Genomic DNA, 12,013 nt, shown 5'->3' with positions numbered 1-12,013 from the left:
GACCAGCGCGTTTCACCGTGTTTTTGGAGTTCTTCGAGGCGTTCGTGGTTGAATTGCTGTTCGTCCCAGTCGTACTCGGTGAGGAACTTGTTGAGAGCGCGTTTGTCTCCAGCTGGAAGGACTTCGCGTGCGATACCTGCCACGGTCTTGTTGCTGGCCGCAACAAGACCTGTGGCGTAGGTTTTGGCGTGATAGCGTTGCGCCGGTGAGAGCGACTCGAACTCGTCGAACACACGCATACACGACAAGAAGTCCGTAATCGGCATCATCCGTCTTCGCTACCGCCTATGTCACGCTCCAACTTCAACGTTCAAAGCTGAGTTATAGCGACATAGCTTCGGCAATCTCAATTAGTATCGGTCCAGCAGGTCTGTCCGTTAATCTTAGCAACGCTACCAACGCATGGTGGGAAGATGTGACAGCCGGCCCAGGTGAAAACGATACCGAACGTTAGATCTCAGACCGCCGAGTCATTGATACGTAATTGCCGCACTCCTACCGTTGCCTTCATACATATTTTAATCAACGTTATAACAACTGTCGTATCTTACGAAGGCTAATTCTTTCGGGCCTAATACTACCGGCTATAAATCCGTCGCAAAGCTATAGCCGGCAGTATAATCCTACCTGCCGTATTCCCTTGATAACCCGTTTCATGAGAGGAAGTTCCCGAAACGGTTTTCAACACAGGTAGCGGACCGTCGGTATGCCGACGGAACCTGAGACTGAGTACGACCCGGAACTGGGTCGGAAGTTCATTTTCGTAACGGGAGGCGTGATGTCCGGGCTGGGCAAGGGGATCACCGCCGCGAGTACCGGGCGACTGCTGAAAAACGCGGGCTTCGACGTGACCGCCGTCAAGATCGATCCGTACCTCAACGTCGACGCCGGGACGATGAACCCCTTCCAGCACGGCGAGGTGTACGTGCTGAAAGACGGCGGGGAGGTCGACCTCGATCTGGGGAACTACGAGCGGTTCCTCGACATCGACATGACCTTCGACCACAACATCACGACCGGCAAGACCTACCAGCACGTCATCGAGAAAGAGCGGGCCGGCGACTACCTGGGCAAGACTGTCCAGATCATCCCGCACATCACCGACGACATCAAGCGTCGCATCCGCGAGGCCGCCAAGGGCAACGACGTGTGTATCATCGAGGTCGGCGGGACGGTCGGGGACATCGAGGGGATGCCCTACCTCGAAGCGCTACGCCAGTTCGCCCACGAGGAGGACGACGACGACATTCTCTTCACCCACGTCACGCTCGTCCCCTACTCGATGAACGGCGAGCAAAAGACCAAGCCGACCCAGCACTCGGTGAAGGAACTGCGCTCGATCGGGCTCCAGCCCGACATCCTCGTCGGCCGCTCGGAGGACAAACTCGACATCGACACCCGCGAGAAGATCGCGCTGTTCTGTGACGTACCGACCGAGGCGGTGTTCTCTAACCCCGACGTCTCTGACATCTACCACGTCCCGCTGATGGTCGAAGAGGCGGGACTCGACCAGTACGTGATGGAGCAACTCGACATCGCCGACGAGGCGCTCCCACCCGAGCAACGGGAGAACCGCTGGCGCGAACTCGTGACCCAGCAGACGACCGGCGAGATCGACGTGGCGCTGGTCGGCAAGTACGACCTCGAAGACGCCTACATGTCCGTCCACGAGGCGTTGAAACACGCCGGCCTCGAAGCGAACGTCGACGTGAACGTCGAGTGGGTCGACTCCGAGGAGATGAGCGACCACCACGTCGACCGGCTCCACGACGCCGACGCGGTCGTGGTTCCCGGCGGTTTCGGCTCGCGCGGGACCGCGGGCAAGGTCGAGGCGATCCGCTACGCCCGCGAGAACGACGTGCCGTTCCTGGGCCTGTGTCTGGGCTTCCAGATGGCCGTCGTCGAGTTCGCCCGCAACGTCCTCGGACTGGAGGGAGCACACTCCACAGAGTTAGACGAAGAGACGCCACATCCGGTCATCGACATCCTCCCCGAACAGTACGAGATCGAGGACATGGGCGGGACGATGCGACTGGGTGCCCACGAGACCGATATCGAGCCGGGGACGCTGGCCCACGAGCTGTACGGAGCCGACAGCTGTACCGAACGCCACCGCCACCGCTACGAGGTCAACCCCGAGTACATCGAGCGCATCGAGTCCGAAGGGATGACCTTCTCGGGGCACGCGGACAACCGTATGGAGATCCTCGAACTGCCCGACCACCCGTACTTTATCGGGACACAGTTCCACCCCGAGTTCCGCTCGCGACCGACGCGTGCCAGCCCGCCGTTCGTCGGGCTCCTCGAAGCAGTGCTCGACGACGACACCGCGACCGCCGATCCGGAGGTGAGCCACTGATGGTCGACGTCGAGTCGTTCATCGACGAGAAGGTCGACGAGATCGCAGACGCCGTCGGGGACGCGAACGCCGTCATCGCGCTGTCCGGTGGCGTCGACTCCTCGACGGCCGCCGCGCTGGCCTACGAGGCCGTCGGCGACCAGCTTACCCCGGTGTACGTCGACACTGGCCTGATGCGCAAGGGCGAGACCGACGAGATCCGCGAGACCTTCGACTACATGGACTCGCTGCGGATCGTCGACGCCACGGACCGCTTCCTCGACGCCCTCGAAGGCGAGACCGATCCCGAGAAGAAGCGCCACATCATCGGCGAGCAGTTCATCAGGGAGTTCGAGACCGTCGCCAAAGACGTCGATGCGGACTACCTCGTCCAGGGGACGATCTACCCCGACCGGATCGAGTCGGAGGGGACGATCAAGTCCCACCACAACGTCGGCGGCCTCCCCGAAGTCGTCGACTTCGAGGGGATCGTCGAGCCGATGCGAGACCTCTACAAGGACGAGGTCCGCGAGGTCGCACGCGCGCTTGACCTGGAGGAGATCATCTCCGAGCGGATGCCGTTCCCCGGCCCCGGTCTCGCGGTGCGGATCATCGGCGAGGTCACCGAGGAGAAACTGGAAGTCGCCCGCGAGGCCAACCACGTCGTCGAGGACGAACTCGAAGAGTACGAGCCCTGGCAGGCACTCGCCGCGGTGATCGGCAAGGCCACGGGCGTCAAGGGCGACAACCGCGTCCACGGCTGGGTCGTCGCCGTCCGCTCGGTCGAGTCTCGCGACGGCATGACTGCCCGCGCACAGGAGATCGACTGGGAGACCCTCCAGCGCATCCAGTCCCGGATCACGGGCTCCCACGAGAACGTCGCTCGCGTCGTCTACGACGTGACTCACAAACCGCCCGCGACCATCGAGTACGAATGAACGTCGTCATCGCCGGCCCGGACGAGAACGACATCGCCGACGCGATCGAAGCCGAGGGCCACACGGTCACGAACGCGCCGCTGGGCAACCGCCCGGGACTCGAAGAGGCTGGGGTCCACGACGCCGACGTGTTCCTGCTGACCGATTTCGAACAGGCGACCTCCATCGCGGTCGCGAAGGACCTCAACCCCGACGTGCGCGTCGTCGCCTACGCCGAGGGATCCTTGCCCGACTTCGCCAGCCGGCAGACGGATCTGGTCGTCGATCCGCAACTGCTCGGCCCCGACGCCGTCGCCGAAGAACTCTAGTGCCCCCGCATCGCCTCCATGGCGATCGCGGCCGCCGCCGCTCGGTCCGGTGCGCTATCGAGCACCAGTGAGCGACCGTTGAACAGTTCTCGCACCTGCCACTCCTGTCCGTCACCCGGGGCACGCACGAGCGTCGGGACGACCTCGACACGTCGCCCCGAGTCGTCGTGTTCGTACACCACCGGCGTCGCCGACGAGTACTTGCGGTCCCGATGGGTGGCACGGACTCTGTGCCACCCGTCTGGCGGAGTCGTGTGAACGGCCATCGCGTCTTCTCGTCAGCACTCTATGGTAAAAAGTCACACACCAATACTGTTGGGTGAGAAACAAAAATCGTCCGCGGTACGAAACGGAATTTTTCGGACCGGTACGCCGGGACTGCAGATTTTCGACGAACGAGTGTTACTCACCGATCGAGAATGTCCCGTAGACAGTTTCGTCGTCTGGCGTGTTGTGGATCACTCGCAACTCCGTGATCTCGTTCTCTTCGACCGTTATCGAGGCACGATACGTCGCGTGACCTTCGCAGTCGACGCAGTGGGCACCGCTGTCCACTCGGCGGAAATCCAGTGTGAGGAGCGAGCTCCCATCGGCCGATGGGTAGAAGGCCTCGTCCTGAACGACGTAGCACCCGGACGGCACCTCGGCGTGGCCCACTAGCTCTATCGCTGTTCGGTCGCCCGAGATGTCTACTGTCGTCTCTGTGCGCCCGCAGCTAGTTTCCTGAATCTCCACTGTCGATCGTATCTCTGGGGGATCGGAGTTCCCGAGTGTTGCACAGCCAGCCAGCGAGGGGAGGGCGACGACGGCGGACGATTTGATCAGGGTTCTTCTGCGCATAGAGACCATGCAATCCAGATGGTGAAAAACACACCGAAAAGAAATAATCTTTTTATATTTGTGTATTTCATAGATTAAATATAACTTATAAGAATAACTATAGTATAGATTATTAATAATAAATGCAATAAAATAATTTAATACAGTAGAGCAAAATTTGGCCTTGTTTAGACGCGTGATTTCACGGTCATGAGTGGCTGACGCTGAGTTCGATGTTTCTGACAGCACATTTCAGAACGAGTTCGCGGAACTGACCGAACCAGGTTCGAGCCCGAACGATCTCGCCGTATTTGCGTCGCAGCGCGAAAAACGTGGATTCGGCGTTCGAGCGTTGATGGTAGATCGTATCATCTTGCAAGAAATTGTTGGCGACGCCGTGCCAGCCGAATTCGCGGTGCTTAATCACCGGTTTAACGCCTTCTGCACGCAGTCTTTGGCGAAGTAACCACCAGTCGTAGCCTTTGTCGGCGGTGAGAATATTCAGTTTGTCGAGATTACGTTTGACCATCTGCCAGCCGACCTTGGAATCGTGCGGTTGTTTCATCGAGCAATGTATATCGAGGATCGCACCAGTCTTGCAGTCACTCAGAAGGGTCGTTTTCACCGCCTCGAACGTGTAGTTCGTCCGTTTTGCGTAGTGTTGGCTGGCAGCAATCCGATCCATGCCGGTTGCGTCGATTGCCTGAACATCACCGAGGTCGTGCAACTCCGCCGACAGCCGCAGCAAGACGCGCCAAATACGCATTTCCAGATCCTGCTTGCGCGTACACACGGTCGTGAAATCAGGCAGATCAGCCACCGCTAGGTCGAGTTTAGCGACAATTCCATGCATCTCGTGGAGCACGTCCAGCAACCGTCGATACGTGTGATCAAGATACTCGCGGAGGCCGTGAATCGCCACGATCACCCAATCTGCGTAGCCGTTTTCTCCTTCTTCGTACGCTGGATCTGGTTCGCNGACGACGGCTTTTTGAGCAAGCGAGACAACCCGATCAGTGAAGCGGGCGAGTTTGCTGGACACAAACTCCTCTTCCCGCTTCACTCCCTAGTAAGTTAGACATTTAGCCGCTCTTACTAGCGTCTAAACACGCCCCAACTCAGAAAATACAGCGGCTTATCTGAACACTATCGCGCTGAGACGGCCGACGCTTTTCTGTTCGGCTGCCGAGGGCTCGCGTATGTACGAGCAGTACGTCGAGGACGCCGTCCACGAACCGACCCAGACAGCCGACTCGGGGTTCGATCTCACCGTGTCGAACGTCTTCGAGATCGTCGCGCCGGGTCGAGTCGACTTCGGGGGCGGGGAACTCGAACCGGCCCAGACGACGCCGCACACCTCGGCCAAGCGCGATCCCGCGGACGACTACGAGTGGTGGCAGCTTCGCGCCGGCCAGTACCTGATCGAGTACAACGAGTCCCTGACGGGGGCGGCGACGGTCACGCTCCAGCCGCGCACCGAACTGCTGGAACGCGGGCTGAGCCACCCGACGCTGCACGTCGACGCTCTCCCTCGCGTTCCGATCACCGTCGGCGGTGCCGGCGTCGCGATCAAGGAGAACGCCCGCGTGAGCACGATCGTCGACGCCGAGGAGTGACACCGCCGGGCAGTCCGAGCGTCACGCCGTCCGTGGCGCACACGTACGGGGCTTCCCCCGTGTCACTCGCGAGTCCCGTCGAAAGTCGGTTCCGACGCGCTTTTTAAGCGCCGTCGAGTATCGGTGGATATGGCAGAATTCACCGTTGCGCTCTCGGACCCGGAGACAGGCACGACCTACCAGCTAGACGTCGACGGACAGGACGCGAACCGCTTCATGGGCCGCGAACTCGGCGACGAGGTCGAGGGCAGTGCGGCCGGTCTCGACGGCTTCACGCTCGAACTGACCGGCGGCTCTGACACGGCCGGTCGACCGATGCGAGCGGACGTGCGCGGCGTCGGCACGAAGTCGATCCTCACCGACGGCGGCGTCGGCTACAAGCCCACCCGCGACGGCGAGCGCAAGCGCATCACCATCCGCGGCCGCGAGGTCAGCGAGGAGACCGCCCAGATCAACGCCACGATCACCGAACGGGGCAGCGGTGACGTCGCGGACCTGCTGGGCGAGAGCGACGACGAGTAACGTGGCAGATCGCCTCCCGAGCGACCACGAGGCCGTCGAGACCCGCCGCGTCGAGGTCGCTTCCGTCGGCCGCACCGATCGCCCGCGGATCGAGCTGCCGGCGGACCTCGACGTGGCCGAGGGCGACGTGATCGAGTGCGTGCTCGACGGCGAGCAGTATCACGCTCGCGTCGAGACGACGCTGGACGGCGAGCCGATGCTCCAGCACGCCGCGGACAATCGGCGACTGGCCCGCGAGGGCGACGGCGAGAACCGGCTCGTCGAGTGGTTCGCCGACAGCGACTGCGCGATCGGTGGCTCGGTCCACCTCGACGTCGTGACCGCGGGGTACACCTACGGGCTGCGGACGCCGGGCTCTCGCGTCGTCTACACGGCGACGGACTCCCCGGACGACTCTCTCGCCAGTATCGCGGACGATCTCGGCGAGTGACCGCCAGCGGGGCGACTCTCCGTTCTCTCGAATGATATTCGCTCGAAACCCATAAGATTCTGCCCGCAGTAGCACTCGGTGAGTGATCAATGTCGGAATCCGTCATCGCTGATTTCGTCGGCAACTTCAACGCGGAGGTGATGGCGACGACCGAGCCGGTCAAGGGGCGGGTGTTGCTGAGCCAGAAGCGACTGGTGTTGGCGGCCAACGAGAACGACAAATTCACCATTCCGCTGTCGTCGATCTTCGACGTCGCGGTCGGACACGTGCCGCCGGACCTGGGGGACTTCTTCGACTCGACGGTCACCGTCGCTTTCGAACGAAACGACAGTCGACACGTCGCGGTCGTCGAGGGCGACGACGACAAGATCTCGAAGTTCTCGACGGTGTTGTTCAAGGCGATTCTCAACGGCACCGAGACGACCGTCAAAGAGCGGGCACGCGTCGGTGGGCGCGTCACCGACGACGCGTTCTCGACGGCGAAGCTGTTCGTCTCGGACGGCTCTGTCGAGTTCCGGTCGTCGGACGGCGTTTTCGTCGTCGATCTGGCCACCGTCACCGACTTCCAGCGCACGACCCGCGAGATCTCCGGCTCCGACCGCCCGACGCTGACTTTCCGGCACATGATCGACGGCACTGCCGTCACGACCATGGCCGCGATGGCGTCGCCGCGCAAGATGTCGATCCTGGGTCGCTACCTCCGCATCGAGTACAGCGACCTCATGGAGGATCTGCAAGACATCGAACTCACCGACGACAAGACCGAGATCCTCGTCGCCATCTACTCGACGGGGGACATGGACGGGATGCCACTGGCAGACATCGTCGGCACCGACGGCTCCGCGGTGACGATGCTGTCGACGGAGCTGACCGTCGGGAGCTTCCTCGACCAGATGCACTCGCTGTCGTACGACGTGGTCGATCACATCCTCGACGAGAACCTGCTGTTCTTGCACGCGGACATCGGTGACGGGAACACCTTCTCGGGCAACGAGGAGGAGCAAGACCGCAAGGAACTGCTCCGTCGACTGATGGAGGCCGAGGTGATGTGGGAGTCGGACGTGATCATCATCGACACGTTCGACGCCATCCTGCGCAACGACCCGAAGTTCGAGGCGCTGGTCCGCCAGAACGAGGAGCGACAGGCCGCCCTGGAGATTATTTCCTTCTTCCGGGACGTGATCTCTCGGGGCAAGTGCATCATGCTGACCGTCGACCCCTCGACGCTGGCCGAAGAAGCGATCGGTCCCTTCCGCGCGATCGCCGACGTGTTCATCGAACTGGAGATGGTCGAGGTCGGCAACGACGTGCGCCGGCAGGTCAGCGTCAAACGCTTCGCCGGGATGGGCGAACAGGTCGGTGACACCATCGGGTTCTCGGTGCGGTCGGGGACCGGCATCGTCATCGAATCCAGGAGTGTTGCCTAATGACAGATCACGGACGACCCAAGCCATCCGACGAACTTCGACAAGTAGCGGCGCGACGACCACACCTGCGAGACCACTTGAAGAAGTTCAAGCAGATCACCGGCGAGTTCCCCAAGTTCATCGAGGAGGCCGACGACGACTACGAGTCCGACCGGCCGAACGTCCTCTACCCGGTCGGTGGCCCCATCTTCTGTCACGTCTACGGCGACGTCGGACAGGACATGAAGTACTACGCCATCGAGCCGGAACTCGACGAGGACGAGTCGGTCGTCTTCGGCAAGGTCCGAAACAAGCTCCTCCAGAAGTCCGTCAACAAGCCCGCACCGCAGAACGAAAACGAGTACGACGACCGGATCGAGGAACTGCTCCAGGAGTCGACCAAGATCCGCGACGAGGACGGCAACGACGGCGTCCTGACTCGTATCGCCAACCTCGGTAGCGTCGGACAGGTCGAGGTGACCGAGAGCACGTACGAGAACATCCTCTATCGGCTCAACCGCGACATCGTCGGCCTCGGACCGCTCGAACCTGTGATGCGTGACCCGGCCAACGAGGACATCCACGTCATCGGTCGGGACGAGTGTCACGTGGACCACGAGGTCTACGGCATGCTCGAAACGACCGTCGAGTGGGAGTCCGAGGCGTCTTTCGACCAGTGGCTGCGAAACATGGGCGAGCGGATGGGCGATCCGGTCTCTGACTCCGATCCCATCGTCGACTCGACGCTACCGGGTGGCTCGCGTCTGAACCTGATCTACTCCGACGACGTGAGCGCGAAGGGGCCTTCGCTGACGATCCGTCAGGGGACCGAGACGCCGCTGTCGATCTTCCAGATCACCAAGTGGAACACGCTCTCTCCGGAGCTGTCGGCGTACCTCTGGCTCGCGCTGGAAAACGAGCAGACGGTCTTCGTCGTCGGGGAGACGGCGTCGGGGAAGACGACGACGCTGAACTCTATCATGTCGTTCATCCCCCGCGACTCGAAGATCTACACCGCGGAGGACACCGCCGAGGTGCTGCCGCCCCACGACACCTGGCAGAAGCTCCTCACGCGCGAGGGCGAGGACGAGAGCACGAGCGTCGACATGTTCGACCTCGTGGCTGCCGCGCTGCGTTCCCGCCCCGACTACATCATCGTGGGCGAGGTCCGTGGCGAGGAGGGTCGGATGGCGTTCCAGGCCGCACAGACCGGCCACCCGGTGATGCTAACCTTCCACGCCAGCGATATCGTCTCGATGATCCAGCGCTTTACCGGCGAACCGATCAACGTCCCGGAGACGTTCATGGACGTGGCCGACATCGCACTGTTCCAGAACCGCGTCAAGCAAGGCGACGACGTGCTCCGCCGCGTCACCTCGGTCCAGGAGATCGAGGGCTACTCCAAGGAGATGGACGGCGTCGTCACCCGACAGGCGTTCAACTGGGACCCCGTCGAAGACGAGATCAACTTCCAGGCGATGAACAACTCCTACGTCCTCGAAGAGCAGATCGCGACGCTGCTCGGCTACGAGGACACCCGCGAGATCTACGGCGAACTGGAGTTCCGGGCCAACATCATCCGCCGGGCGATCCAGGAGAACATCGTCGGCTACCACGAAGTGAACCAACTGATCGAGGACTTCCAGCGTGACGGCGTGGAAGGGCTCCCCTTCACGATCGCACGCCCCGACTGATGGCATCCAACGAAGCGGAAAACTCCCTGAACCTGACGCTGTCCGAGATCTTCGACGACCTGCTGGACGCGTACCGGCAGATGCACATCCCGCTGCAGCGGTACCTCTTTTTCATCCTGCTGCCGGCGATCGCCTTCTTCCTGCTGAGTGCCGTCGCCGCACTGGTGCTCGATCTGCCGATGATGATCCGGGCCCCGATCCCGATGCTGGGGTTCCTGGCGATGGCCGCGGCGATCTTCTACCCCAAGATCCTCATCTCACAGCGCCGCAGCCAGCTCAACAACCGCTTTCACCTGCTGGTCACCCACATGACGGTGCTGGCGACGACGAAGATCGACCGCATGGAGGTGTTCCGGACGCTGGCACAGGAAGAGGAGTACGGCGAACTGGCAAACGAGATGCACCGGATCGTCGAGCTGGTCGACACCTGGAACCAGAGCCTCGACGACGCCTGCCGCCGCCGCGCCAAAGAAGTCCCCTCAGCCGCGGTCTCTGACTTCCTCGACCGACTCGCGTACACGCTCGGTGCCGGCCAGTCCCTGGAGGACTACCTGCTGAGCGAGCAGGAGCAGATCATCCAGAACTACACGACGGTGTACGAGGGGACGCTGGACAACCTCGAAGTGATGAAAGACCTCTACCTGTCGATGGTCCTCTCGATGACGTTCGCGCTCGTGTTCGCCGTCGTCCTGCCGGTGTTGACCGGGACCGACCCGACCATGACCGTCAGCGCCGTCATCGTCATGTACATCTTCGTCCAGTCTGGCTTCTACCTCGCGATCCGCTCGATGGCCCCCTACGATCCGGTGTGGTTCCACCCCGAAGACTACCCCTCCGACGTCGAGAACCGCATCGAGAAGGCGACCTACGTCGGTGTCGCTCTCACCGCCGTCCTCGTCTTCATCTCGCTGGGCGGGATGTTCGGCGTCTCGCCGATCACGGTGGGTGACCTCCTCTTTTTCCTCGATCGGGTCCCGCTCTCGATGTACGCCGCCATCCCGATCACGCCGCTGTTGATTCCCGGAATCGTCATCCGACAGGAGGAACAGCGGGTCAAGGGTCGCGACGACCAGTTCCCGAGCTTCATCCGCGCGCTGGGCGCGACCGAAGGCGCGAAGCAGTCGACCACCTCGATGGTCCTGCGAACGCTCCGAGAGAAGGACTTCGGCGCGCTGTCGCCCAACGTCGACGACCTCTACAAGCGACTCAACATGCGCATCGAGCCCGCCGAGGCCTGGCGATACTTCACCGCCGACTGCCGATCGTACCTGATTCAGACGTTCTCGGAGATGTACCTCATCGGCCGCGAGATGGGCGGCTCGCCGAAACTGCTGGGCGAACTGATCGCGGCCAACATGAACGAGATCCAGGCGCTGCGCACTCAGCGCAACCAGGCCGCAACGACCCTGATCGGGCTCCTGTACGGTATCACCGCGGCGTCGACGTTCGCCTTCTTCATCGGCCTGCAGGTCGTCAACATCCTCTCGTCGATGTCGCTGAACCTCTCCTCGAACGCCGGGTTCGACGCCAGCACCCTGATCAACACCAGCGTCTACAACATCCCGCTGATCGAGTTCCTGCTGATCATCATCATCATGTTCGGCGCGATGCTGTCGGCGCTGATGGTCCGCACCGTCGACGGCGGCCACAAGGGTAACACCTACATGCACTTCGTCCTGCTGGCCTGGATCGGCAGCGTCACCTCGATCGCCACCAAGTGGCTGGTGACGCAGTTTATCGGCATCTAAATTTTTACTTCGCGGGGTGTCCTCGCTTCGCTGCGGGCACCCCCGCTCGCAAAGATTTAGTACAAAAACACCTCCGAGCCGCGCCTTCGGCGCGCTCGGAGTGAATCGCGCGAACTGCCGGGTCCTTCGGACCGCTCGTTCGCGCGAATCCAACTACACATGACTGCATCGGAAACCCTCATACAGTTTATTGT

11 protein-coding genes and 3 pseudogenes are annotated in these 12,013 nt (G+C 61.8%); 10 read left to right on the top strand and 4 right to left on the bottom strand.

The features are described from left to right. Nucleotides 1-269: pseudogene (locus HALKA_RS18940) on the bottom strand (IS701 family transposase); the annotation flags it as partial. Between the two features lie 437 nt (nucleotides 270-706). Here HALKA_RS18940 and pyrG point away from each other — a divergent pair. Genes pyrG through HALKA_RS0101785 form a run of 3 tightly spaced genes read left to right on the top strand, consistent with a single transcriptional unit; the run spans nucleotide 707 to nucleotide 3,584 of the window. Continuing rightward, nucleotides 707-2,359, top strand: a complete 1,653-nt coding sequence (pyrG, locus tag HALKA_RS0101795; RefSeq protein WP_018256389.1) for a glutamine hydrolyzing CTP synthase — start codon at nucleotides 707-709, stop codon at nucleotides 2,357-2,359. Further along, a complete protein-coding gene (gene guaA / locus HALKA_RS0101790; RefSeq protein ID WP_018256388.1) occupies nucleotides 2,359-3,276 on the top strand; it encodes a glutamine-hydrolyzing GMP synthase in 918 nt (305 codons plus the stop codon). The genes pyrG and guaA overlap by 1 nt, the downstream gene beginning before the upstream one ends. Continuing rightward, complete coding sequence (locus HALKA_RS0101785; protein WP_018256387.1) at nucleotides 3,273-3,584, top strand: DUF7126 family protein; 312 nt, start codon at nucleotides 3,273-3,275, stop codon at nucleotides 3,582-3,584. Before guaA ends, HALKA_RS0101785 begins: the two co-directional genes overlap by 4 nt. Here the strand turns inward: HALKA_RS0101785 and HALKA_RS0101780 are convergent. From HALKA_RS0101780 to HALKA_RS0101770, 3 genes are all read right to left on the bottom strand, one after another. Further along, nucleotides 3,581-3,850 carry a hypothetical protein gene (locus HALKA_RS0101780; RefSeq protein ID WP_015762363.1) on the bottom strand — a complete coding sequence of 90 codons (270 nt, stop codon included), beginning with the start codon at nucleotides 3,848-3,850 and terminating at the stop codon, nucleotides 3,581-3,583. The genes HALKA_RS0101785 and HALKA_RS0101780 overlap by 4 nt on opposite strands. Before the next feature lie 136 nt (nucleotides 3,851-3,986). After that, nucleotides 3,987-4,424: a hypothetical protein gene (locus HALKA_RS20680; RefSeq protein WP_155119347.1), complete on the bottom strand. Its 438-nt coding sequence runs from the start codon at nucleotides 4,422-4,424 to the stop codon at nucleotides 3,987-3,989. Between the two features lie 187 nt (nucleotides 4,425-4,611). Then, the gene (locus HALKA_RS0101770; protein WP_018256385.1) at nucleotides 4,612-5,466 is read right to left on the bottom strand and encodes an IS5-like element ISHmu1 family transposase; all 855 of its coding nucleotides are present in this window, start codon (nucleotides 5,464-5,466) and stop codon (nucleotides 4,612-4,614) included. A 136-nt stretch (nucleotides 5,467-5,602) separates the two neighbouring features. Here HALKA_RS0101770 and HALKA_RS0101765 point away from each other — a divergent pair, with 136 nt between their 5' ends. The 7 genes and pseudogenes from HALKA_RS0101765 (at nucleotide 5,603) to flaJ (ending at nucleotide 11,819) form a co-directional block, all read left to right on the top strand. Next, nucleotides 5,603-6,019 (top strand): dCTP deaminase/dUTPase family protein, encoded by a 417-nt coding sequence (locus tag HALKA_RS0101765; protein WP_018256384.1) that lies wholly within the window; start codon nucleotides 5,603-5,605, stop codon nucleotides 6,017-6,019. A 129-nt stretch (nucleotides 6,020-6,148) separates the two neighbouring features. After that, nucleotides 6,149-6,541, top strand: coding sequence for a 30S ribosomal protein S6e (locus tag HALKA_RS0101760; RefSeq protein ID WP_018256383.1), 393 nt, complete (start codon nucleotides 6,149-6,151; stop codon nucleotides 6,539-6,541). A gap of 1 nt (nucleotide 6,542) precedes the next feature. Next, nucleotides 6,543-6,971, top strand: coding sequence for a DUF7112 family protein (locus HALKA_RS0101755; protein ID WP_018256382.1), 429 nt, complete (start codon nucleotides 6,543-6,545; stop codon nucleotides 6,969-6,971). An 89-nt stretch (nucleotides 6,972-7,060) separates the two neighbouring features. Next, a pseudogene (locus HALKA_RS22230) lies at nucleotides 7,061-7,675 on the top strand (CheF family chemotaxis protein); the annotation flags it as partial. 129 nt (nucleotides 7,676-7,804) lie between these two features. Next, nucleotides 7,805-8,398, top strand: a pseudogene (locus HALKA_RS22225) (ATPase domain-containing protein); the annotation flags it as partial. Then, complete coding sequence (locus tag HALKA_RS0101740; RefSeq protein WP_018256380.1) at nucleotides 8,398-10,071, top strand: archaellum flagellar ATPase motor FlaI; 1,674 nt, start codon at nucleotides 8,398-8,400, stop codon at nucleotides 10,069-10,071. The pseudogene HALKA_RS22225 and the gene HALKA_RS0101740, both read left to right, overlap by 1 nt. After that, entirely contained in the window at nucleotides 10,071-11,819 is a 1,749-nt protein-coding gene (gene flaJ / locus HALKA_RS0101735) for an archaellar assembly protein ArlJ/FlaJ (protein ID WP_018256379.1), read from the top strand. The genes HALKA_RS0101740 and flaJ overlap by 1 nt, the downstream gene beginning before the upstream one ends. Nucleotides 11,820-12,013 lie beyond the last annotated feature (194 nt).

The sequence above is a fragment of the Halomicrobium katesii DSM 19301 genome (assembly GCF_000379085.1).
Classification (GTDB): domain Archaea; phylum Halobacteriota; class Halobacteria; order Halobacteriales; family Haloarculaceae; genus Halomicrobium; species Halomicrobium katesii.
Note: the sequence above shows the minus strand (reverse complement) of the source record. Positions and strands in the feature narration are given on the sequence as shown.